This window comes from Rhodococcus sp. WMMA185, from assembly GCF_001767395.1.
Classification (GTDB): domain Bacteria; phylum Actinomycetota; class Actinomycetes; order Mycobacteriales; family Mycobacteriaceae; genus Rhodococcus_F.
Map to the genome: position 1 here is coordinate 3,288,197 of NZ_CP017014.1, position 22,700 is coordinate 3,310,896.

Consider the following 22,700-nt stretch of genomic DNA (forward strand, 5'->3'; position numbering starts at 1 on the left):
CCGAGCGCGGGGAACTGCAGAACGCGAGGAATTGCAGAATGAGTACCGAAGTTCAAGATCGAGTCCACGATCGTCGAGAGCTCACCGCGGCGTTGCTGCGCGCATTCGAACGGCGCCACGAGATTCTCGATGCCGTAGTCGAGAGCGAGGACCACGGTGAAGCACTGACGGCTGTGGCCGGCCTGCTCGACACATCCGAGGCGTATGCGGAAGCCGTCCTCAACCTGACATTTCGCCGCCTGACCAAAGTCGAACGGCGGCGTACCCAAAACGAACTCGAAGACCTCGACTCCACGCTGGAGTGGACGGCGGCGGACCGCCCGGCAAGTACTGGCCAGCAGGTCCGGCTACGTCCGTTCACACAAAGCGAGGCTGACGCTGCGCTGTTCCGACGCCGCTGCGCCGAGCAGGTCGACGACGCGGGCGTCCGGTGGTCCGAGGATCGCATCGAGAAGGAACGTACCGAGGGGGTGAGCCGTATCGGTGACGAGTCCGCAGCGTGGTTCGTCTGTGAGGACACTGCTGAGAACCGGGCCGTGGGGCTGATCTTCGGGGAACTGTCCGGACACGAGGTGGACGTCGCCATCTGGATCGACCCCGGCTCCCGGAAGAAGGGTTACGGCACCGCCGCCGTGAAACACAGCCGTCGCGAGTTCGCGGCAGAGTTCCCGGGAACGACCCTCGTCGTCCGCGCGCCCGCCTGACTCCCAGACATCCCGGTGCGACGGGTGGCGGAACGGAGACCACGTAGCTGTGAGTACTGAACACCTCAACCGCCGCATCCTCGAACTCATAGACGCCACACCGGGCTTCATGCCCGAGGATGAGGGCACCGCCCTCCACGAGGCAGCCATGCGGTATCTGGGACACGGCGATACTGGCGTCGAAATCGGCACCTACTGTGGCCGGTCCACGATCTACCTGGCGGCCGCGGCCAAAGCGAGGGACGCCCGAATCGTCACGATCGATCACCACCACGGCTCCGAGGAACACCAGCCAGGCTGGGAGTACCACGAACCGGCATTCGTCGACCCGCACACGGGGCTGCTCGACACCGTCGGACGGTTCCGGCACACGATGGCGGATTCGAGGCTCGAGGAGTACGTGATAGCGATCCTGGGCAGATCGTCGGCGGTTTCGGAGTTCTGGCGCACCCCCGTCAGCTTCGTGTTCATCGACGGTGGTCACACGTCGGAGGCGGCATCTACAGATCTCGAGGGGTGGGCACCGTGGGTCGAGGTCGGGGGCGCTCTTCTGATCCACGACGTGTTCCCGAACCCGGCGGACGGTGGACGGCCCCCGTTCGAGATCTACGAAAGAGCCCTGGCAACAGAGCAGTTCAAGGAAGTCTCGGCTACCGGATCGTTGCGGGTCCTCGAACGGGTGAGCGGTCAGACGGGCGAACCACTGACCTGACAGTGGTCACCGCAGCGGTCGAACCCGATCGGCAGTCCGACCGGCAACTCAGCGTCCCGGAAGATTCCGTGCCCGGGCGTGGTGCGCGACAGCGCATCCGCAGCGAGGATCATCGCGCCGCCCGTCCAGGTGGTCTGCTCCACCGGCCATCGCTTGCCGTCGCTGTAGACGAGTCCGGTCCAATACGAGCCGTCCGGGTCGCGCAGGTGCTGCATCGCGGCGAACTGCTCGAGCGCACGCTCGTCTTCTCCGATTGCGTCGAGCGCCAACACCAGCTCACACGTCTCGGCACCCGTCACCCAGGGACGGTGATTCACGCAGCGGATACCCAGCCCCTCCACGACGAATTCGTCCCACCGCGACACGATGCGGGCGACTGCAGCTCCACCGCGGACCGCTCCCCCGAGAATCGGGTAGTACCAGTCCATCGAGTATTCATCCTTGATGGAAAATGACCCCGGGTGGTGCCTGATCGCATGGCCGAGGGTGTATTTCGCGAATTCCCATTCGGGCTGCGGATCATCGACCAAACGGGCCAACAGGAGTCCGCAGTGCAGGCTGTGGTGGATGCTCGAGTTCCCCGTCAGCAGGGCCTCTTGACAGTCCTGGCCGTTCTCCCCCCGGGCCCAGTAGATCTCGCCGCCCGATGAGCGCATGTCGACGACGAAGTCGAGGCCCGCTCGCACCGACGGCCACATCCTGTCAACGAAATCTTGATCGCCCGTGATGAGGTAGTGGTGCCACACCCCGACCGCCAGGTAAGCGCAGAAGTTGCTGTCGGAATCGTGATTCTCCACTACCGAATCGCGGAACATCATCGGCCACGACCCATCCGAACGCTGCGTCCGGCGCGACCAGTCGTACGCGCCTTCCGCTTCATCGATCAGTCCTGCAACTGCCAGGGCCATGGCTGATTCCACGTGATCCCACGGATCCGTGTGCCCGCCAGGAAACCACGGTAGTGCGCCGGACGGTTCTTGAACAGTTGCGATGGATTTTGCGGTCTGCCTGATCTGGCTCCCGGACACCACATTCGGTACCGACGGAACCAGCGGCGGCGTCACCGCGTCGCCCTCACCACGCTCGATTCCCTCGGCTTCTCGAGATAGAACACCACGCTCTTGCCGAGCACCGGATTGAGGATCTTCTCTGCGGTACGCGTGATCCAGGGGGCTTTCATCATGTCCCACACCAGTATCTGGTGATAGACCTTCGTAAGGGGGTTGTCGTCGTTGTCCACCCCGACCGCGCACTTGAGCCACCAGTACGGAGAGTGCAGGGCATGGGCGTGGTCGCTACCCGTGACCTTCAGCCCGGCGGCTTCCAACTTCTCCGCCAACTCATCGGCACGGTAGATCCTGACGTGCCCACCCTCCACTTCGTGATACGCATCCGACAGTGCCCAGCAGATCTTTTCCGGCAACCAGCGCGGAACCGTCACCGCGGCAACACCACCCGGCTTCAAGATCCGCGTCAACTCGAAGATGGCTCGGCCGTCACGCGAAACATGTTCGAGGACCTCGGAGATCAATACGACATCGAACGTCTCATCCGCATACGGCAGGTTCAGCGCATCACCGACCTCGATGCGGGCGCAGGCTCCCGCAGGAACTTCTCCGGCTTCGGCCATCGCGACGAACATCTTCTCGACGTCAGCCAACTCATCGGCGTTCTGATCGAAGGCGATGACATCGGCACCACGTCGATACATTTCGAACGAGTGCCGGCCTGCGCCCGCTCCGATGTCGATCACCTTGTTGCCCGGCACCACACCCAGTCGTTCGAAGTCCACGGTCAGCACGATCGATCTCCTTCACGAGCCTGCGCAATCGCGCCGACATATGCCTGCGCTGTCTTTGCCGCCACCGCTGCCCAGCTGTAGCGCTCGAGCACTCGCCGACGGCCGCCGACCCCGAGTTCGGATCTACGTTGCGGGTCGTCGAGCAATGCACCCAGCACATCCGCGAGTTCTTGGGGGTCGCCCGGACGGACCAGGATACCGGCCTCGCCGTTCGTGCCCACGACCTCAGGAATTGCCCCCGCACGGCTGGCGACCAACGGGGTGCCGCACGCCATCGCCTCGACGGCGGGGAGCGAGAAGCCCTCGTACAGCGAGGGGACGCAAGCGATATCCGCCGATCCCAGCAAGGCAGCCAGTTCCGTGTCGTCGATGCTCGACACAGTGCGGACAAAGTTGCCGATGGCCAACTCTTCGATCAGCTTCGCGGTCGGCCCCTCTGGCGCGAGCTTGGCGACCAGTACCAGTTCCACGGCGCGTTCGGTGTGCATCTTCGCGATCGCTTCGAGGAGCGTCGAAACCCCCTTGAGCGGCATATCGGCACTGGCTACGCAAACCACCCGGCCGGGTACGCGCTGCGCGGTCGGTGGACGGAAAACCTCGGTGTCCACCCCCAGCGGGATGGTTCGCAGGTTCTCGGGGGGAATGTCGAAGGCGGCGCTGATATCGCCAGCGGACGATTGCGAGACCGTCAGCAGTGTCGGGAGGGCTCGCGCCACGCGCTTCTGCATGCGCAGGAAGCCGTACCACCGCCGCACCGCGGCCTTGCGCCACCATTTCGCCGACGCGAGGTCCAGTTCTCGGTCGCGGGTGATGGGGTGGTGGATCGTGGCCACCACTGGCAGACCGAATTCTCGAATTTTCAAGAGTCCGGAACCCAGGCATTGGTTGTCGTGCACCACGTCGAACTCGTCCGCGCGTTCTCTCAACAGTCGTGCGGCGCGCAGGCTGAAAGTGCGAGGCTCGGGAAAGCCCGCCGTCCACATAGTCACGACCTCGAGCACATCGACGGCGTCACGAAACTCGCGCAGGTGCGGCGTTCTGAACGGATCGGGTTCGCGGTAGAGATCGAGGCTGGGAACCTTCGTCAGCGTCACTCCGGGGTCGAGCTCAGGGTACGGCTGGCCCGAGAACACCTCGACCTGATGGCCGAGTTCTACCAACTCACGGCTGAGATGACGGATATACACACCCTGCCCACCGCAGTGGGGCTTGCTTCGATACGACAGGAGTGCAATGCGCACGTAGGTCGGCCTCTCCTCGAGCAGCGGGCAAACGATGCCAGAACATCTTCACACTCGCGAGTGCCCGTAGCCAATCCAAACGCACTCGGTTACCCCGCCGCGGTGGACTCGCGTAATCCGTCCAGTTTCTCGGCGAGGCGTCCGAGGTAGGCCAGGACGTCCTGCTCGCTACGATCCGGCAACCCGTAGACAACCTCGGTGACACCGAGGTCTCTCCACCGCATCAGCTTGTCCACGTCGGGTCTGCCGTCGAGCACCAGGATCCGCGGAGCACCCTCCCTGCCCGCCTCGCGCCACATGCGTTGCAATGCCTCGATACGGTCGTCGATCTTCGGCTCGAGTGGGGTGCTCATCCAACCATCGGCAGACTTGGCGATCCACCTGAAGTTCTTCTCGGTCCCCGCGGCCCCGACGATGACCGGGGGCACACGCATCGGCTTGGGCCATGCCCAGCTCGGACCGAAACTCACGAACTCACCCTCATAAAACGCCTCGTCCTGGGTCCACAAGGCGCGCATCGCTTCGAGGTACTCGCGCAGCATCGTCCTGCGCCGACTCGGCGGGACGTTGTGGTCGGAAAGCTCGTCCAGGTTCCACCCGTACCCCACCCCGAGAATCACACGGCCGCCACTGAGGTGGTCGAGCGAGGCAATGGTCTTGGCCAGCGCGATGGGGTCGTGTTCCACGGGCAAGGCCACCGAAGTCCCCAGTTCGATCCGCTCGGTGACCGCCGACGCCGACGCCAGCGCCACCCACGGGTCGAGAGTGCGCATGTATCGGTCGTCCGGCAACGACGCGTCACCAGTTCGAGGATGCGGCGCAACGCGCGCCACCGGAATATGCGTGTGCTCGGGGACATAGAAGGAGTCGAATCCGTGTGCCTCCGCACCCCGCGAAGCAGAGGCAGGTCCGATCCCGCGGTCACTCGTGAAAAGCGAGACACCGAACTTCACGAATTCTCCTCGGCCCCGAGCCCGTTTCCTCTTTGCAGGCTAATAACTAGACGCTTGCCGCATCAATGAATACACATAACTATTCACGCACCTTTCGGGCGCCCCGGGTTACAGATAGGTGACGACGTCCCTCTGCTACGAACGACGTGATCATGCGCCATAGACCGGAACGGGCTCCTCTGCCTTGCCGAGTAGATCGGCGACGACGGGTCCGATCTCCCTCGGATCCCATCGCGCGCCCTTGTCTTGGCTGGGACCGTGCCGCCACCCCTCGGCGACGGTGATCTTCCCGCCCTCGACCTCGAACACACGTCCGCTGACGTCCTTCGATTCGGCACTGCCCAACCAGACGACGAGGGGGGAGATGTTCTCCGGCGCCATGGCGTCGAAACCCTCCTCGGGTGCGGCCATCGCCTCGGCCATCGCGCCACCCGCACTGACCGTCATCCGGGTACGCGCCGCGGGCGCGATCGCGTTGACCGTCACGCCGTAGTTCCTCAGTTCCGCCGCGGCCTGAATCGTCATCTCCGCAATGCCGGCCTTCGCGGCCGCATAGTTACCTTGCCCTATCGAACCTTGAAGCCCTGCACCGGAACTCGTGTTGATGATACGAGCGTCGACAACGTTTCCGGCCTTCGCCTCACTACGCCAGTACGCGGCGGCGTGACGCAAGGTCGCGAAGTGCCCCTTCAGATGCACCCGCACGACAGCGTCCCACTCCTGCTCACTCATCCCGACAAGCATGCGGTCGCGAAGGAACCCGGCGTTGTTGACCAGCACGTCGAGACGGCCGTAGTTGTCCAGGGCCGTCTGTACGAGGTTCGCGGCACCAGCCCAGTCCGCGACGTCGTCACCATTGACGACGGCCTCGCCACCGGTGGACACGATCTCGGCGACCACCTGCTCTGCGGGGCTTTCCCCGGTAGCCGAGCCGTCGAGACCAGCCCCGATATCGTTGACCACTACCTTTGCACCTTCGGCGGCGAACGCCAGGGCATGTGCCCTTCCGATACCGCGCCCGGCTCCCGTCACGATCACGACGCGGCCGTCGACCAATCCACTCATTTGCTCTCCTCGGTTGTTGCCGCCGCCAAGAATGCGGGGAGTTCGCCGCCACCATGGACGGTCAGAGTCGATCCGCTGACATATGCAGCCAACGGTGAAGCCAGGAACACCGCGCAGTTGCCGACATCCTCGGGGCAGGCCATGCGCCCCAACGGGATTGTCTCCCCCACCGCCGCGATGCCGTTCTCGTCCCCGTAGTGGATGTGCGCCAACTCGGTACGAACCGGGCCGACCACCACCGAGTTCACACGCACCTTCGGCGCCCACTCGATCGCAAGGCTGCCGGTGAGGCTGTCGATGCCGGCCTTCGCGGCACCGTATGCCGCAGTGCCGGGTGAGGGGCGCGAACCGCTGACGCTCGAGATGTTGACGATTGCACCACCCGAGTCCTGTTTCTGCATAACCGCATTCGCGATCTGCGAGACCAGGAGTGGTGCAAGGAGGTTCAGCTCGATGATCTTGGAATGGAAATTTGGGCTTGCCTCGGCCGCCAGCGCATACGGCGATCCGCCGGCATTGTTGACGAGGATGTCCAGCCGACCGTGCTGTTCCACGATCCGGTCCACGAGACCGTGGACCTGCGCGGGATCGCGGATATCGCACGGGAAGAATTCGACCGAGCGTCCCGCCGCCTCCACGGTCGACTCCGCCGGGCGCCTGGCGCAGGTCACCACCGTCGCGCCAGATAACAGAAAGGCGCGGCTGATACCCGCACCGACCCCGCGAACACCACCGGTCACGAGCACGACCGCGCCGTCTAGCCCTGAAGTCACCAATACCTCCGCTGTCGCGTGTCCCCGCCGACCCAGCTCAGCGCACTCCGGGCCGCACGTGTGCTAACTTACCAAGCAATCGCTTGGTTTGGTAGCTGACGTTAGGAATATGCCATGGGCATTACCTCCACCACCGACGGAACCGGCATCGCCACGGTCACCGTCGACTACCCGCCTGTGAACGCCATCCCGTCGAAGGGTTGGTTCGAGTTGGCCGAGGCCGTACTCGACGCCGGTCGGAACCCGGACACCCACGTGGTGATCCTGCGAGCGGAGGGACGTGGGTTCAACGCCGGGGTCGACATCAAGGAAATGCAGGCCACGGAGGGTTACGGTGCCTTGGTCGACGCCAACCGCGGTTGCGCCGCCGCATTCGCCGCGGTCTACGACTGCGCCGTACCCGTGGTGGTCGCGGTCAACGGCTTTTGTGTGGGCGGCGGCATCGGCTTGGTCGGGAACGCCGACGTGATCGTCGCGTCAGACGACGCCGTCTTCGGGCTTCCCGAGGTCGATCGCGGAGCCCTCGGTGCCGCGACCCACCTTGCTCGACTCGTTCCGCAACACTTGATGCGCACGCTGTACTACACCGCCCAAAACGTCACCGCGCAGCAACTTCAGCACTTCGGTTCGGTCTACGACGTCGTCCCACGAGAGAAGCTGGATGACGCAGCCCGAGATATCGCCGCCAAGATCGCCGCCAAGGACACCCGTGTGATCCGGTGCGCCAAGGAAGCCATCAACGGGATCGATCCCGTCGACGTGAAGAGCAGTTACCGCCTCGAGCAGGGCTACACCTTCGAGCTCAATCTGATCGGTGTCTCCGACGAGCACCGCGACGAATTCGTCGAGACCGGAAAGCCCCGCTCCAACTCGAACGCCCGGGAAGGCTGAACCATGACCGGCAAACGTGACAAGAGAATGTCGCTCGACGACGTCGTGGGCGAACTCCGCACCGGAATGACGATCGGCATCGGCGGTTGGGGTTCCCGCCGCAAACCGATGGCGCTGGTTCGCGCGCTGCTGCGCTCAGACGTCACCGATCTCACCGTCGTCACCTACGGTGGACCCGACCTGGGCCTGCTGTGCTCGGCCGGCAAGGTCAAGAAGGCCTACTACGGCTTCGTCTCGCTCGACTCGCCGCCGTTCTACGATCCGTGGTTCGCCAAGGCCCGCACCAAAGGCGAGATCGAGGTCCGTGAGATGGACGAGGGCATGGTCAAGTGCGGCCTCGAGGCGGCTGCCGCCCGGCTACCGTTCCTGCCGATCCGCGCCGGACTCGGCTCGGACGTTCGAAACTTCTGGGGTGACGAATTACGCACCGTCACGTCCCCATACCCCGATGCGTCCGGCAAGACTGAGACGCTGATCGCGATGCCGGCACTGAAACTCGATGCGGCACTGGTGCACCTGAATCTCGGGGACAAGCACGGCAACGCTGCCTACACCGGCGTAGATCCCTACTTCGACGACCTCTTCTGCGGCGCCGCGGACAGGCGGTTCGTTTCGGTCGAGCGGGTGGTCGAGACGGAGGAACTGGTGAAATCCGTTCCGCTGCAAAATCTCATTCTCAACAGGATGATGGTCGACGGCGTCGTCGAAGCACCGAACGGCGCACACTTCACCCTCGCCGGCGACGACTACGGCCGCGACGAGAAGTTTCAGCGGCACTACGCCGAATCGGCGAAGGACCCCCAGTCGTGGGAGAAGTTCGCCGACACCTTCCTGTCCGGCAGCGAAGACGACTATCAGTCGGCCGTGAAGAAGTTCGCAGAGGAGAACCAGGCATGAGCCAGACGATCGCTGGAGTGACGCGGGCAGAGTACTGCGCGATCGCGTGCGCCGAAATCTTCTCCGGGGCGGGTGAGATCATGGCCAGCCCGATGGCGACCCTACCCTTGATCGGGGCCAGGCTGGCCAGGCTCACGACCGAGCCCGACCTACTGATCACCGACGGTGAGGCGTTGATTCTCGCGGACACCCCCGAGCTGGGCACGAAGGCAGCCATCGAGGGGTGGATGCCCTTCCGCAAGGTATTCGACGTGGTCGCGTCCGGTCGGCGACATGTGGTGATGGGAGCCAACCAAATCGACCGTCACGGCAACCAGAATCTCTCCGCCTTCGGCCCCCTGCAAAAGCCGACCCGTCAAATGTTCGGCGTCCGGGGGGCGCCCGGAAATACCATCAACCACGCCACCAGTTATTGGGTGGGCAAGCACTCTTCACGGGTGTTCTGCGACAGCGTCGACATCGTCTCCGGTGTCGGCTATGACCACGTCGACCCCGAGAATCCCGCATACCGGTTCCACCACATCCATCATGTCGTGAGCAACCTCGGGGTCTTCGACTTCGGCGGACCCGGACACACCTTCCGCGCCCTGAGCCTGCACCCCGGCGTCACCCCGGAGCAGGTCGCCGACAACACCTCGTTCGAAGTGGCCGGATTGGATGACGCCCCCCCGACCCGCGAACCCACCGAAGAGGAACTGCGGCTGATTCGCGAGGTTCTCGACCCCCGCAGCCTTCGGGACCGGGAGGTGTCGGTATGAGCACTCTCCGAACGGCACTGACCGAACTGGTCGGCGTCGAGCACCCCGTCGTGCAGACCGGGATGGGCTGGGTCGCCGGATCCCGACTCGTCGCCGGCACCGCCAATGCAGGTGGACTCGGCATCCTGGCGTCGGCGACCATGACATACACCGAACTCGAAGCGGCCATCGCGAAGACGAAGACGCTCACTGACAAGCCGTTCGGCGTCAACATTCGCGCCGACGCCGCCGACGCTCCACAGCGCATCGAACTGCTGATCCGAGAGAACGTCCGCGTCGCATCGTTCGCGCTCGCCCCGAAAAAGGAGCTGATCGCCCAACTCAAGGCAGCAGGCGTAGTGGTCATTCCGTCGATCGGGGCCGCGAAGCACGCAAAGAAGGTGGCGTCATGGGGCGCCGACGCGGTGATCGTGCAGGGCGGCGAGGGTGGCGGACACACGGGCCCGGTGGCGACCACCCTGCTACTGCCGTCGGTGCTCGACGCTGTGGATATACCCGTCGTCGCGGCCGGTGGCTTCTACGACGGGCGCGGACTCGCCGCCGCGCTGGCGTACGGCGCCGCCGGTGTTGCGATGGGCACGCGCTTTCTGCTCACCCAGGAATCGACCGTGCCCGACTCGGTGAAACGGGAATACCTGGCACGCGGACTACAGGACACTGTCGTCTCCCGCAAAGTGGACGGCATGCCCCACAGGGTGCTCAATACCGACCTCGTCGACAGCCTCGAACACTCGGGCAACCTGCGCGGCCTGGTCGCGGCGGCCCGCAATGCATCGAAGTTCAAGGCCATGACCGGCATGAAGTGGTCCACACTCGTCCGGGACGGTCTCTCCATGAAGAGGTCTAGCGATCGCACCTGGCAGCAGATCATCATGGCCGCCAACACTCCGATGTTGCTCAAAGCCGGACTCGTCGACGGCAACACCCACGCGGGGGTTCTCGCGTCCGGCCAGGTAGTTGGCCTGCTCGACGATCTCCCTACCTGCAAAGACCTCATCGAGACGATCGTTGCCGACGCCGCCGACCGCATCGAGGCGCTCAGCCTGACGACGCGGCCTTCGCGGCGATGATGCGATCCCGCACCTCCGGTCGCCGCAGCGGGGGCACCGTTTGCGGCGGCTGCTTCCGGGGCGGCAGTGCCTCGAGCAACTTCGTAGTGGCCTCCGCAACCACGGCAACCGCGTCTTCGAAAGCCTCGCGGTTGGCGTCCGACAACTTCTGGATTCCGCTGACCTTTCTTACGTACTGACGCGCCGCCGCTTCGATCTCCTCTGCGGTAGCCGCCGGCTCGAGTCCGCGTAGCTCGGTGATGTTTCGGCACATGATTCGACGATAGCCATGCATCGCACGTCCGTGGGATGTCTGACCTGATCCACGGTATGCAGCGATAGAGTGGAAGTGGTGCACCGGGAAGTCTGGTCGGTCATTTTTCGATGTGCTGACGAATTGGGGACCTCATGACACGCATCGCGATCGAGCGTGGGGTTCCGTGCACGGCACGGTGGTTTGCACCCCGGCCAAGACTCTCCCGAGGCAACGAAGGCAACCCTGCCGTCCGCGGAGTGCATCACCGCCGACGGGACAAGTCACCCACGCAACCGTGCACTGGACGGGTCGTGGCAGTTGGATATGCTGGTCCGGTTCCCTGGTACAGCACGTCCGCCCGGCACCGCTGTCTCGGCAGCTCGTCACACCCGCTGCCGACCTGGAGGATCGATCTCCGACACGGAGGGGCCACGGCCGGGGAGTGGAAACGGATAATCAGTTCCATTGGTCCGTGTAGGTCCATTGATCCGTCGCGGCGGATGCGGTTGCTACTCGGCGTAGACATCCGCAACCTCCCGCGTTGCGGTCGTGCTGCGGTGCAGGGAATACGACCTGGTATCGCAGGATTGGCCCGGTCTACGCCTCCCGTACAGAAAGAAAAAGAATCTTTGTGAGCACTTCGCCAACAACACGACCTCCCCTGTTCCCTCGCGGATCGTGGGCGGAAGCCTCACGCATCGGCGAGATCCTCCGGAAGGAGACCGTCGGCGGTGCACTCTTGCTGGTGGCGTCCGTCGTCGCCCTGGTGTGGGCGAACTCGCCGTGGAAAGACGGTTACACCGCGCTCGGGGATATAACGTTCGGCCCGGAAGCGCTGCATCTGAACCTGTCCCTGGGGACATGGGCGGCCGACGGCCTGCTGGCGATCTTCTTCTTCGTCGTGGGCCTGGAACTCAAACGGGAGTTCGTGGCCGGCGACCTTCGTGATCCCGCGAGGGCCGCGCTGCCGATCGCCGCGGCGCTCGGCGGGATGGCGCTGCCGGCGCTGGTGTTCGTCTTGATCAACCTTCGTACCGGCGACGGCGCACTGGAGGGGTGGGCAATTCCAACGGCCACCGATATCGCGTTCGCCGTCGCCATCCTGGCCGTCGTCAGCACCCACCTGCCTTCGACGCTGCGCATCTTCCTGCTGACTTTGGCAGTGGTGGACGATCTGCTCGCGATCACGATCATCGCCGTCTTCTATACCGACCACTTGTCGGTAGCGCCATTGGCAGCGGCATTGGTCCCCTTGGCCGCTTTCGCCTTTGCGGTGCAGCGGAGGATTCGGTCGTGGTGGGTGTTGCTTCCGCTTGCCGCGGCCGCATGGACGCTCATTCATGCATCCGGCGTACACGCCACGGTTGCCGGAGTGGTACTGGGCTTCACCGTGCCCGTGATGCGGAGCAAGGCCGCGGGCGGGCCCGATGCAGGGCCGGGGTTGGCCGAGCACTTCGAGCACCGGATTCGTCCCGTCTCCGCAGGCTTCGCGGTGCCCGTGTTCGCGTTCTTCGCGGCCGGGGTCACCATCGGAGGACTGAGTGGGCTGCAAGACGCCCTGCGGGACCCGATCACCCTCGGCATCATCGCCGGCCTCGTGCTGGGCAAGACCTTCGGAATCTTCGGCACCACCTTCATGATGTCCCGATTCACTCGGGCGACACTCGATTCCGGACTGCGGTGGATCGACATCTTCGGCGTCGCGATGCTGGCCGGGATCGGGTTCACGGTGTCATTGCTGATCGGCGAACTCGCCTACGGCACGGGTGAGCGAGACGTCTACGTCAAGATCGGCGTGCTGTTCGGTTCTCTGATCGCCGCGCTCCTCGCCGCCATCGTGTTGCGGATCCGCAACCGCGCCTACCGACAGATTGCCGAGCAGGAGGAGCTGGACGCGGACCACGACGGAATCCCCGACGTGTACTCGGAGACCCGGGATCGGGACGTGACCTGAATCGCTCGAGCCGGGTGCCCATTCGCCAGATCCGCACCGCACACGAAGACGTCGGCCGCAACGGCGCGGCCGACGTCTTCGAGAACTCGACGAACTATACGTTCGCGTACGCCAGTGACGGGATCCTCTGCACCGCGAACTCCGAGCGCAGGTAGAACCACCACGTCACGCCGCCCATCACCAAGAACAGCACTGCATAGGCGCCGAACGCGGGCGTCATGCTGCCCAGGTGGATATTGGACAGGCGCAGGGCCTGCTGCAACAGGAATCCACCGAAGGCGCCGACCGCACCGACCACACCGAGAGCCGCACCGGCTTGCCGCTTCGCCGACGCCGCAGCTTCCGCAGGGTCCTGCCCGATCTCGGCGGCCCTCTTCTTGGACTGGGCACTGAAGATCGTCGGGATCATTCGGTAGGTCGAGCCGTTGCCGATACCGGTGAGGACGAACAGGATCAGGAACGCTGCCAGATACAGCGGGAAGCTGTGCAATTCGAGAGCGATCAGAATCAGTCCGATACCCGCGGCCTGGCTGACGAACACGCCGAGAGTGATCTTCGCGCCGCCACCCATTCGGTCGGCGAGCCAGCCACCGAACGGCCTGGTGAACGAGCCCACCAGCGCCCCGAGGAACGCCAGGTTACCGAGCGCGACAAGAATTCCGACGTTCTCGAGTTCGGGGAAGTTTGCCCGGATGAGGGTCGGGAAGGCGAACGAGAAACCGATGAACGATCCGAACGTACCGACGTAGAGGAAAGCCATCACCCAGTTGTGCTTGTTGGTCATCGCCAGCTTGTATGACTGGCCGTCAGGCTTGGCGCTGGTGATGCTGTCCATGAACAGCAGGGCTCCGATCGCGGCGAGCACGATGAAGGGCACCCAGATCAGGGCCGCCATCGTAAGCCCCAGTCGGTAGCCTTCCGGCGACTTTGCGACGACTGTCGTGCCCAGCGCGATCACCAGCGGAAGAGCGAGCTGGGTCACCGCGACACCGAGGTTGCCTCCCGCGGCGTTGATGCCGAGCGCCGCGCCCTTCTTACCCTCCGGGAAGAAGAAGGAAATGTTCGCCATCGAGGAGGAGAAGTTACCGCCTCCGAAGCCGGCCAGCGCGGCCAATACCAGGAACACACCCATCGAGGTGTTCGGCTGGTTGATGAAGTACGCCAGTCCGAGACACGGGAACAACAGCATGGATGCACTGAACGCGGTGAATGCGCGGCCACCGAACTTCGGGATCGCGAAGGTGTATGGCACCCGCAGCGCCGCGCCGACCAGCACCGGGACGGACGTCAATAGCAATGCGTTGTTCAGCGCCTGCTCACCCTGCATGAACGCGAACCCAGCGTTACCCATATTGGTGACGACAATGGTCCAGATCACCCAGACGTTGAACCCCAGGTGTTCGGAGAACACCGACAGTGCCAGATTCTTCCAGGCTGTCCTCTTGCCGCCCGATTCCCAGAATCGCTCGTCCTCGGGATTCCAGTGGTCGAGCCACCGCCCCCGTCTCTGATACTCGAAGTCCGGTACCTGTGTCTTCACGATGGCATCTGCGGTTGCAGTCATCAGCGATCCTCTCGATGTGGCGACCCGCGCAGTCCCAATCAGACGTCGTCGGCTTCCAAGGGTGGGCGCGGGCGATCTCTAGCGATCTTTAACAACGTAAGAGAGTGGGATTACGTGCCTGTGGCACGTGATGACGCCGCGACAAACTCTCGCTCACTTCTCAGATCGTTGAGGCGTGAGAAGTATAGGCGGACCCGGCGTCCTCCGATTCCCGGAGCACCGCGACGACTCGGCACCCGACAAAATTCGGCGCCCGACGAATTTCAGTGCACGTCGAGGCGCTCGAAGGCGAGGACGGCCGCAGCGAACAGGGCAAGTGCAACCGCGACCAGCACCGCGGCGTAGGACAGGCGCAAACCGTTCTCGAGTTGGTTGTCACCGATCGCGTAGTAGAACGGCGACGCATAACGCGCCGGCCGAATCCAATCCACGATGGGGGCAAGGGAGTTGATCAGGTAGGACGCTGCTGCGACTGCCGAGGAAATGCCCAATGCCAGACCACGGCTTCCACTCAACCCGCCGACCAGCATGGCAAGTGCACCGAAACAGATGCCGAGCAGCAGGACACCGAGCGTGACCCCAGCGAGATTCCCGAGGTCCACCGTCAACTCGAAACCCCGCCCCAATATGACCACCAGGGCGGCCACGATGGCGACCGGGATTCCGATCAGACCCAGCGCGGCGAATTTCTGGCCGGCGATACGTCGCCGAGAGATCGGCATAGCGACCATGACGCCGAGGGTGCCGTCCTCGTCCTGTCCGGCCAAGCAAGATGCCCCGTATCCGATTCCGAGGAGCAGCACCACCAAAGGCAGGAAGTTGGCGTACAGGTTGGCGTTCAGCCACCCGGATGAACTCGTCAACGAGTCGCCGACACCGAACAGAGCGGCCATCGTGGCGTTGCTCTGTGCAAAGTCGTCGAGCCCCGCGTCGTTCTTGAAGGCTGGATACAGCGCGACGATAACGAACGTATACACCGCGATCCCCAACGAATAGCCGATCAGCGATCGGCGGCGCAGTCGTAGGTCCAGTCGGGTCAGCTCAGTGAGCATCGGTGGCCTCCCCTTTAGGCTCCTGGCGGTAGTAGGTCAGGAACAGCTCGTCGAGATCGGCGCCGCGAGCGGTCATATCCGCAGGTTCGAGGTCGGCGACCACTCGCAAGAGTGGGGCAATAGGTCCTGCGACCGCGAGAGTGACCCGGCGATCGACGTCGGTGACAACGCGAACTCCCTCGAGGTTCGACAGCGCCGTGGTGTCGATGTCGTGGTCGAAACGAAGCTCGACGGTGCGCGGTGCATTGTGCCGCAGCCTCTCAACGGTGTCGGTGACCACGAGCCGGCCCTCCCTGATGATCGCCACCCGATCGGCCAACCTCTGCACTTCGTCGAGCTCGTGCGAGGACAAGAACACCGTCCGCCCCTGCGCAACGGTTTCCCGGACCAGCACTACGAATTCCTGCTGGAGCAATGGGTCGAGCCCTGACGTCGGCTCGTCCAGTATCAGCAACTCCGGCTTGTGCATGAAGGCCAGCACCAGACCGATCTTCTGCCGATTGCCCTTGGACAGTGTTCGCACCGGGGCGTCGAGTTCGGCGCCGAAGCGTTCGACCAGCTCGTCACGGTACGACAAATCCGTGAGGCCGCGTATCCGCGCGACCGTGTCGAGGTGGCGGCGTCCGGTCAGCATCGGGTAGAGGGCGACCTCGCCGGGCAGATAACCCACACGCCGGTGGATGTGCACGCTTTCATGCACGGGATCGTGGCCGAGAACGGACATGGTTCCGGAGTCGGCCCGATACAAGCCGAGCAACAGCCGGATCGTGGTGGACTTCCCGGCACCGTTCGGTCCGAGGAACCCGAACACTTCACCGGCACTTATCGAGAAATCGAGGTCGGTCACGCCTCGGCGGGACCCGAATCGGCGGGTGAGACCCGCGACGTCGATAACCGACGCTGACGCCTTCACATCACCAGGATCCATGCAGCGATTATTGAACAGTTGTTCACACCGGGGCATCACCTCAGCAGGGTGAGTCTCCTGACAATCGCCGGATCCGCAATACGCCGATTCGATCGGACGAGGGCTTACGGTTGCGAGAGACCCTCTGGCCCGGTCGAAAGGACCATGATGCTCTTCGCTCTCGTACCGGACAGCCAACGACGAAGTTTGGCGGAACTCGAGGATCGCCTGGATCTCGACACGGGCGACAGCAGGGCGAAGCGGTCAGGTTTCTGGATCATGCTCACCCTCTCCGGAGTGATCGCTGCGGCCGGCGTCGTAGGAGATTCGACCGCGACCGTGATCGGCGCAATGATCATCGCCCCGTTGTCGACACCGATCCTGGGGATCGGTCTCGGCATCGTCACCGGCCGAGGCCGGCCAGTGGTCCGCAACATCTTGTATGTTCTGGCCGGCGTCGTGCTGGTCGCGGTTGTGGGATACCTCTTCTCACAGGTGCTGCCCAACCCCACGAACGTGCTGACCAACTCACAAGTCTCCGGGCGGACCTCGCCGACCTTGAACGATCTCGCGGCCGCGATAGCCACCGGGTTGGCCGGGGCAATCGCCGTCACCCGTCGCGATGTCGGTGACGTACTACCAGGGGTTGCCATCGCGATCTCCCTCGTGCCCCCGCTCGCGGTGATAGGTGTCTGCCTGGGATCGGGCGCACCCTCGCTGGCCGCCGGTGCCCTGGTACTTTTCGCGTCCAACGTGGTCGCCATGGTGATCACGTCGACCGTGGTCTTCGCGGTCGCCGGCTACACTCGCGAATCCGACTCCAGCGCCTCGAGCCGGCGCGGCCGGATCTACGCCATACTGGGTGCTGCACTGGTCGTCGTCGCCATACCCATGGTCTTGAACTCACTGGCCACCGTTTGGGCCGACGACATCCGCAAATCGACCCAACAATGGCTGGCTGACACTCCCGACGCCGTCGTCGGATCTGTCACTTGGCAAGGCAATACCGCGGTCATCGAAGTCCTGGGTCCACGAAACCTACCGCCAATCTCCGACCTCGAACAATCAGTGGCCGAAGTGGTGCCCTGGGGTCCGGGCATCATCGTCCTGCACGCTGTCGGTGCGCGCATCGAAGGTAGTGAGTAGGGCCCGCTCAACCCCGGTCACGATCGCGTCAGTGAGCGTTCGTTATTCGGCGCTCGAGTAGAACGGCACCGTATCCGCAGTGGGGGTCGCAGTCTCGTCTGCCGACTTCGACGAATCCGGCCCGCGCGTAGTAATCGCGCAACGCAGCATTGTCCTGACCGCAGTCCAGGCGCAGCAGCGCCGCACCGGCATTGCGAGCTCGTTCGGCGGCCCAATCGAGCAACTGCGAACCGAGCCCCCTGCCGGCACAGGAACGGTCGATGACCAAACCGCGCACATAGCCTGAGAATTCGGCCTGATGCCCCCAGACAGCCTCGTCCGACCACAACAGCCGAAATGCGGCCCGTACCGCCTCGCCCGGCTCTTCGCGGCCTACGTAGTATTCACGCCGTCGAATGTGCTCGAGCACGGTTGGCAGGGACATCTCGCGGCGATCCCATTGCCGAATCCCGCGCTCGGCGAGCCAGGCTTCGCCCGCATTCTGCAACGCCAGGATTGCATGGCCGTCTTCCTCTGTCGCCAAGTCGACATTCAACATGGGAGTTCCCTTCATCGCCGGCTCGATTCTTCCCGTCAAATACGGCGCTCGAGCAGAACGAGGCTGTACCAGAGGTCGTCGAAGTCGCGTCGCCCGACCTCGACGAATCCGGCTCGCGCATAGTATTCGCGTAGTGCCGTGTTGTGTTCGGTGCAGTCGAGCCGCAATAGCTCGGCGCCGGCATCACGGGCTCGATCGGCGGCCCATTCGAGCAACCGTGAACCGAGCTTCGTACCCGATTGAGAACGGTCGATCACCAACCCGTGCACGTATCCGGAGAATTCTTGCTGGTGGCCCCAGATTTCCGGATCCGACCACACAAGACGGATCGCACCGAGCACGGATCCGCCCGATTCCCGACGGACAACGTAATACTCACCTCGTCCAACGTGTTCGAGCACTGTGGGCATCGGCATCTCACTGTGGTCCCACTGTCGTATCCCACGCTCGGCGAGCCACGCCGTGGCTGCATGTCGCAAAGCCAAAATAGCCCGGGCGTCTTCGGCTTCCGCCAGCTCGATGTTCAACATGGGTGGTCTCTCACTTCGACTGTCCCTCAATCGATGTGTCGACGGTACGTAGGGACTGACCAAAGTATGGCATCTGCGCATGTCAGAATTCGCGTGTGAATCTGGTAGTCGAGCGCGCTGATTTTGGCGACAAGAGTCTTGCTGCCTTCCTGCAGGCGCACCTCGACGACATCGCTCCGACGGCACCTGATGAAAGCCAGCATGCTCTCGACATGTCCGGGCTCATGAAGCCGTCTGTCCGTCTCTGGGTTGTCCGACATCGCGATGAGGTTGTCTCGACCGGCGCGCTTGCCCAGTTCGAACCGGGCCACGAGGAGCTCAAGAGTATGCGCACCGATCCCCGCCTACGGGGGCAAGGAGTTGCACACGCTCTGCTCCAATACTTGATTCAGGATGCCAGGAGTCGAGGGGTTACACGGATCTCGTTGGAGACCGGCTCTATGGACTTCTTCGCACCGGCGCGACGTCTATATGCCAGAGCGGGCTTCATCGAGTGCCCGCCTTTCGGCGACTACCTCGACGACCCGAACAGCACCTTCATGACACTGCCGCTGTGACAGGTACTACTCGACGACCGTCACGGCAACCACCTACCGCACACCGCGCATTCTCCGAATGATCCACGGTGAAATCAGCGCCGTGATCACGCCGACCCCTACCGAGAACGACCCGACCGTCGCGAAGTAGGGAACCTCGTTGTCGACGTCATAGTACTGCGCCAGGGTGCCGGCGGCGGCGGTGCCGAGGGCGATCGACAGGTAGTACAGGGCGACCGTTTGTGTATGGAACGCGGCCGGCGCGAGCTTCGAAGCCAGTGACAGCCCTACCGGTGCGATGAGAAGTTCACCGAAGGTGAGCAACAAGCATATGAAGACGACTCCGAGAAGCGGTGCACCATTCGGCCCGCTCCCGGCGAACATCAGAAATGCCCAGAACGCCAGACCCGTGAAAGCCGTGCCGGCTGCGAACTTGATCGGGGCGGTCGGTTGACGTGGGCCGAGTCTTGTCCACATGGCTGCGAACAGTCCCGCAAAGATGATGAGAAACACCGGGGTGATCGACCGTACCCATGCGGCCGGGAATTCCCAACCGAACACGTTGCGGTCGAGTCTCTGGTCGGCGTAAATCGCCAGGACCGTGAACTGCTGCTGGAACAAGGACCAGAAGACCGCGCTGACGATGAACAACGGGATGAACGCGACAATCCGACTGCGTTCTACGGCGGTAACCTTCCTGCTCGACAGAAAGATCGTGAAGTACCCGAATGCCGCCAGCACCGTCACCACGATCACGACGCCGGAGAGGTTGTCGGCAGTGAGCAAATGCGTCACAGATGCCGCCACGACGACCACCACCACACCCAAGGCAATTGCGGAATACCTCAGCCGGTCCGACCTTGGCAGCGGGTTCGCGGCCTCTGCGCTCACTCCCGAAAGCCGCCCGCGATAGAGCACGTATTGGGTCAGTCCCACCGACATGCCCAGCGCGGCCAGTGCGAATCCGATGCGAAAACCGGCAATGTCATTGACCAGCCCAGTCAGCAACGGGCCGACCAACACCCCGAGATTGAGCCCCATGTAGTAGATCGAGTACCCGGCGTCGCGGCGGTTGTCGCCAGCTCCGTACAGTTCGCCGACCATGGAGGTGGCGTTCGCCTTGACCGCCCCGCTCCCCAGCGCGACGAGCACCAGCCCGACACCGACGCCGGGTAGTCCGGGCAGGGTTGCCAGCGCTACGTGCCCGATAATGACGAGCACCGCGCTGTAGAAGAGGGTGCGCTCGGATCCGAGTAGTCGGTCTGCCACCCATGCACCGATGATCGTCGAGAAGTACACCGTTCCGCCGTATGCACCGACGATGCTCGTGGCGGCCGCCTGGGAAATACCAAGGCCACCGTCAGTGACCGGGTAATAGAGGTAGTAGATGAGGATGGCGGTCATCCCATAAAACGAAAACCGTTCCCACATTTCGACACCGAACAGGTTCGCCAGCGCGGCCGGCTGCCCCAGGAAGGTGCTGCCAGACGCTTGGTCCTGCTCCGAAACAGAACTGTTTCCCATTGCTAAAGATTACAGACTTGGCGAGCTCCGGGTTTCTCCCGAGATAGCGGTGACCTGGCCGGACTGCATCTGCTGGCTGCCGCGAGGGACACATCTGACGAATTTCTCCATGCACGGTTGCGTACATGGGCGAAATATCGAGCGAAGCAGAGCACACTGGGACCAGGACAGGTGGCAAGACACGGATATCTTTCGTCAGAGTTCCGCTCGACGTCCGGTACCCGAACCCTCCACTCGACGCCCGAGGAGTGCACGATGACCGAGAATCCGGTTGCTCCCCCACCCACCTGGACCGGACAGGTGGACGGAACCACACAGGAACATCTGCGGTGGCACCAGGCGGTAACGCCCCTGAGAGACGAATCCCATTCCTGTGCCTGTGTTTTCATAGGATTTGCGAGTGATGAAGGGGTAGCGCGGAACAAGGGACGTCGAGGCGCCGCCGCGGGACCGGACGCCCTGCGAAATGCGCTGTCGTCGATGGCGGTCGCCGAGCCCATCCGAGCCTGCGACGCCGGCACGATTGTGGTCGCCGACGACCAGCTCGAAGCCGGCCAGGAGGCGCTCGGCGCAACAGTCGCAGCGGCTCTGGACGCCGGCCAGTTCCCGCTCGTATTCGGGGGAGGCCAGGAGGTCGCATACGGGACGTACCTCGGTCTCGCGCAGTCGTCCGCTCGCAGCCCCCATCTACGGATCGGAGTACTGAATCTGGACGCCCACTTCGATCTTCGTGCCGATCCGGTCGCGAATTCAGGTACCCCGTTCCGTCAAATGATCGAGCGGGAACGAGCTGCCGGCACTTCGCTGCAGTACTCCGTTCTCGGCATCAGCCAGCCGAGCAACACCACCGCGCTGTTCGAGGCAGCGCACAGTTTGGACGCCCGATATCTCCTCGACGACGACTGCTCCGTCACCGACCGCCATCGGGTGGCGGTCTTCGTCAGCAACTTCCTGTCCGATGCAGATCTCGTCTACCTCAGCATCGACCTCGATGTTCTTCCCGCGAGCGTCGCCCCGGGAGTGAGCGCTCCCGCCGCGTACGGTGTTCCGCTAGAGACGATCCAGTTCGTTTGCGATGCCATCGCAGCAAGCGGAAAGCTCGCAGTCTGCGATGTGGCCGAACTCAATCCGGCCTTCGATGTCGACAATCGCACGGCGCGAACCGCCGCTCGGTTGATCCACCGAATCGTCACCAAGCGAATTCCACCACCGGTACTGGGTTCCCTACCGGCCCGCAGCGCTGCGCGGGGCCTGAAATGAGTCACCGTCCTGCCGACTACCGGCGAGTATCAATATCCGCATCGGATTGCCGGTGACACGTCCTCGAGCACCCACCCATATGGCAGCCGCCGAACACTTCGCCAGACCCGCCGACGGAAAACAGGCCGTTCCGGCTCAGGGATGACAGGATGGAGTTTCCACCGATCGAGATCTCGATGTGAGATCCCGACAGTTTCAGGGAGAGATAGATATGGCGCAGGGCGTTGTGAAGTGGTTCAACAGCGAGAAGGGCTTCGGATTCATCGCACCGGACGATGGCAGTGCCGACGTGTTCGTGCACTACTCGGAGATCTCCGGCAGCGGCTACAAGACGCTCGACGAGAACCAACGCGTCGAGTTCGAGGTCGGCCAGGGCCAGAAGGGCCCGCAGGCTCAGAACGTTCGAGCCCTCTGACAGACCGCTCGAACTCGGGGCCGCACCCCGAGTAACGCGGCCCCTGTTCTGCTGGGTAGGCCACCCGACCATGGTGAGCTCCTCAGCAGCACGCTCTGCGCACTACTTGACACCGGTCCGGTAGGTGATACCTTGCGTATCAGACATCGATTCAGCACCACAGCCATCGATACG

24 protein-coding genes are annotated in these 22,700 nt (G+C 63.6%); 11 read left to right on the top strand and 13 right to left on the bottom strand.

Going from position 1 to position 22,700, the window contains the following annotated elements; translation table 11 throughout:
- Nucleotides 1-38 precede the first annotated feature (38 nt).
- Together BFN03_RS14745 and BFN03_RS14750 are read left to right on the top strand one after the other, a co-directional pair.
- Nucleotides 39-704 carry a GNAT family N-acetyltransferase gene (locus BFN03_RS14745; protein WP_070379629.1) on the top strand — a complete coding sequence of 222 codons (666 nt, stop codon included), beginning with the start codon at nucleotides 39-41 and terminating at the stop codon, nucleotides 702-704.
- A gap of 49 nt (nucleotides 705-753) precedes the next feature.
- Nucleotides 754-1,416 (top strand): class I SAM-dependent methyltransferase, encoded by a 663-nt coding sequence (locus tag BFN03_RS14750; protein WP_070379630.1) that lies wholly within the window; start codon nucleotides 754-756, stop codon nucleotides 1,414-1,416.
- On the opposite strand, the gene BFN03_RS14755 is transcribed toward BFN03_RS14750, so the two are convergent.
- The 6 genes from BFN03_RS14755 to BFN03_RS14780 form a co-directional block, all read right to left on the bottom strand.
- On the bottom strand, nucleotides 1,392-2,480 hold the full coding sequence (locus BFN03_RS14755) for a prenyltransferase (protein WP_157109625.1): 1,089 nt from the start codon (nucleotides 2,478-2,480) through the stop codon (nucleotides 1,392-1,394). The two genes, BFN03_RS14750 and BFN03_RS14755, sit on opposite strands and share 25 nt — an antisense overlap.
- Nucleotides 2,477-3,217, bottom strand: a complete 741-nt coding sequence (locus BFN03_RS14760) for a class I SAM-dependent methyltransferase (RefSeq protein ID WP_070379631.1) — start codon at nucleotides 3,215-3,217, stop codon at nucleotides 2,477-2,479. Before BFN03_RS14760 ends, BFN03_RS14755 begins: the two co-directional genes overlap by 4 nt.
- Nucleotides 3,211-4,458 (bottom strand): glycosyltransferase family 4 protein, encoded by a 1,248-nt coding sequence (locus tag BFN03_RS14765; RefSeq protein ID WP_070379632.1) that lies wholly within the window; start codon nucleotides 4,456-4,458, stop codon nucleotides 3,211-3,213. Before BFN03_RS14765 ends, BFN03_RS14760 begins: the two co-directional genes overlap by 7 nt.
- A gap of 89 nt (nucleotides 4,459-4,547) precedes the next feature.
- Nucleotides 4,548-5,411, bottom strand: coding sequence for an LLM class F420-dependent oxidoreductase (locus BFN03_RS14770; RefSeq protein WP_070379633.1), 864 nt, complete (start codon nucleotides 5,409-5,411; stop codon nucleotides 4,548-4,550).
- Between the two features lie 150 nt (nucleotides 5,412-5,561).
- Complete coding sequence (locus BFN03_RS14775; RefSeq protein WP_070379634.1) at nucleotides 5,562-6,476, bottom strand: SDR family oxidoreductase; 915 nt, start codon at nucleotides 6,474-6,476, stop codon at nucleotides 5,562-5,564.
- On the bottom strand, nucleotides 6,473-7,249 hold the full coding sequence (locus BFN03_RS14780; protein ID WP_070379635.1) for an SDR family oxidoreductase: 777 nt from the start codon (nucleotides 7,247-7,249) through the stop codon (nucleotides 6,473-6,475). Before BFN03_RS14780 ends, BFN03_RS14775 begins: the two co-directional genes overlap by 4 nt.
- Before the next feature lie 114 nt (nucleotides 7,250-7,363).
- On the opposite strand from BFN03_RS14780, the gene echA20 reads away from it, so the two are divergent.
- Genes echA20 through ipdC form a run of 4 tightly spaced genes read left to right on the top strand, consistent with a single transcriptional unit; the run spans nucleotide 7,364 to nucleotide 10,865 of the window.
- Nucleotides 7,364-8,140 carry a (7aS)-7a-methyl-1,5-dioxo-2,3,5,6,7,7a-hexahydro-1H-indene-carboxyl-CoA hydrolase gene (echA20, locus tag BFN03_RS14785; RefSeq protein WP_070379636.1) on the top strand — a complete coding sequence of 259 codons (777 nt, stop codon included), beginning with the start codon at nucleotides 7,364-7,366 and terminating at the stop codon, nucleotides 8,138-8,140.
- A gap of 3 nt (nucleotides 8,141-8,143) precedes the next feature.
- The gene (gene ipdA, locus BFN03_RS14790; protein WP_070379637.1) at nucleotides 8,144-9,037 is read left to right on the top strand and encodes a cholesterol ring-cleaving hydrolase subunit IpdA; all 894 of its coding nucleotides are present in this window, start codon (nucleotides 8,144-8,146) and stop codon (nucleotides 9,035-9,037) included.
- Nucleotides 9,034-9,795 (top strand): cholesterol ring-cleaving hydrolase subunit IpdB, encoded by a 762-nt coding sequence (gene ipdB, locus BFN03_RS14795; RefSeq protein ID WP_070379638.1) that lies wholly within the window; start codon nucleotides 9,034-9,036, stop codon nucleotides 9,793-9,795. The genes ipdA and ipdB overlap by 4 nt, the downstream gene beginning before the upstream one ends.
- A complete protein-coding gene (gene ipdC / locus BFN03_RS14800) occupies nucleotides 9,792-10,865 on the top strand; it encodes a (3aS,4S,5R,7aS)-5-hydroxy-7a-methyl-1-oxo-octahydro-1H-indene-4-carboxyl-CoA dehydrogenase (RefSeq protein WP_070379639.1) in 1,074 nt (357 codons plus the stop codon). The genes ipdB and ipdC overlap by 4 nt, the downstream gene beginning before the upstream one ends.
- Here the strand turns inward: ipdC and BFN03_RS14805 are convergent.
- Nucleotides 10,834-11,118, bottom strand: a complete 285-nt coding sequence (locus BFN03_RS14805; RefSeq protein ID WP_070379640.1) for a DUF2277 domain-containing protein — start codon at nucleotides 11,116-11,118, stop codon at nucleotides 10,834-10,836. The genes ipdC and BFN03_RS14805 overlap by 32 nt on opposite strands.
- A 613-nt stretch (nucleotides 11,119-11,731) precedes the next feature.
- Between BFN03_RS14805 and nhaA the strand changes: the two genes are divergently transcribed.
- Nucleotides 11,732-13,054, top strand: a complete 1,323-nt coding sequence (gene nhaA, locus BFN03_RS14810) for a Na+/H+ antiporter NhaA (protein WP_070379641.1) — start codon at nucleotides 11,732-11,734, stop codon at nucleotides 13,052-13,054.
- A gap of 94 nt (nucleotides 13,055-13,148) precedes the next feature.
- Here the strand turns inward: nhaA and BFN03_RS14815 are convergent, their stop codons facing one another.
- The 3 genes from BFN03_RS14815 to BFN03_RS14825 form a co-directional block, all read right to left on the bottom strand.
- Nucleotides 13,149-14,618, bottom strand: coding sequence for an MFS transporter (locus BFN03_RS14815; RefSeq protein ID WP_070379642.1), 1,470 nt, complete (start codon nucleotides 14,616-14,618; stop codon nucleotides 13,149-13,151).
- 263 nt (nucleotides 14,619-14,881) lie between these two features.
- Entirely contained in the window at nucleotides 14,882-15,670 is a 789-nt protein-coding gene (locus BFN03_RS14820) for an ABC transporter permease (protein WP_070379643.1), read from the bottom strand.
- Nucleotides 15,660-16,598, bottom strand: a complete 939-nt coding sequence (locus BFN03_RS14825) for an ABC transporter ATP-binding protein (protein ID WP_070379644.1) — start codon at nucleotides 16,596-16,598, stop codon at nucleotides 15,660-15,662. The genes BFN03_RS14820 and BFN03_RS14825 overlap by 11 nt, the downstream gene beginning before the upstream one ends.
- Before the next feature lie 147 nt (nucleotides 16,599-16,745).
- On the opposite strand from BFN03_RS14825, the gene BFN03_RS14830 reads away from it, so the two are divergent.
- On the top strand, nucleotides 16,746-17,723 hold the full coding sequence (locus BFN03_RS14830; protein WP_070380954.1) for a TIGR00341 family protein: 978 nt from the start codon (nucleotides 16,746-16,748) through the stop codon (nucleotides 17,721-17,723).
- 28 nt (nucleotides 17,724-17,751) lie between these two features.
- On the opposite strand, the gene BFN03_RS14835 is transcribed toward BFN03_RS14830, so the two are convergent.
- Nucleotides 17,752-18,276, bottom strand: coding sequence for a GNAT family N-acetyltransferase (locus BFN03_RS14835; protein ID WP_157109626.1), 525 nt, complete (start codon nucleotides 18,274-18,276; stop codon nucleotides 17,752-17,754).
- Between the two features lie 20 nt (nucleotides 18,277-18,296).
- Nucleotides 18,297-18,791, bottom strand: a complete 495-nt coding sequence (locus tag BFN03_RS14840) for a GNAT family N-acetyltransferase (RefSeq protein ID WP_070379646.1) — start codon at nucleotides 18,789-18,791, stop codon at nucleotides 18,297-18,299.
- Between the two features lie 95 nt (nucleotides 18,792-18,886).
- On the opposite strand from BFN03_RS14840, the gene BFN03_RS14845 reads away from it, so the two are divergent.
- Nucleotides 18,887-19,348, top strand: coding sequence for a GNAT family N-acetyltransferase (locus BFN03_RS14845; protein ID WP_070379647.1), 462 nt, complete (start codon nucleotides 18,887-18,889; stop codon nucleotides 19,346-19,348).
- A 33-nt stretch (nucleotides 19,349-19,381) separates the two neighbouring features.
- Here the strand turns inward: BFN03_RS14845 and BFN03_RS14850 are convergent, their stop codons facing one another.
- Nucleotides 19,382-20,851 (bottom strand): peptide MFS transporter, encoded by a 1,470-nt coding sequence (locus tag BFN03_RS14850; protein WP_070379648.1) that lies wholly within the window; start codon nucleotides 20,849-20,851, stop codon nucleotides 19,382-19,384.
- Nucleotides 20,852-21,106: 255 nt separating this feature from the next.
- Here BFN03_RS14850 and hutG point away from each other — a divergent pair, with 255 nt between their 5' ends.
- On the top strand, nucleotides 21,107-22,111 hold the full coding sequence (gene hutG / locus BFN03_RS14855; protein ID WP_070379649.1) for a formimidoylglutamase: 1,005 nt from the start codon (nucleotides 21,107-21,109) through the stop codon (nucleotides 22,109-22,111).
- A 211-nt stretch (nucleotides 22,112-22,322) separates the two neighbouring features.
- The gene (gene cspE, locus BFN03_RS14860; protein WP_070379650.1) at nucleotides 22,323-22,526 is read left to right on the top strand and encodes a transcription antiterminator/RNA stability regulator CspE; all 204 of its coding nucleotides are present in this window, start codon (nucleotides 22,323-22,325) and stop codon (nucleotides 22,524-22,526) included.
- The last annotated feature ends 174 nt before the right edge of the window (nucleotides 22,527-22,700 follow it).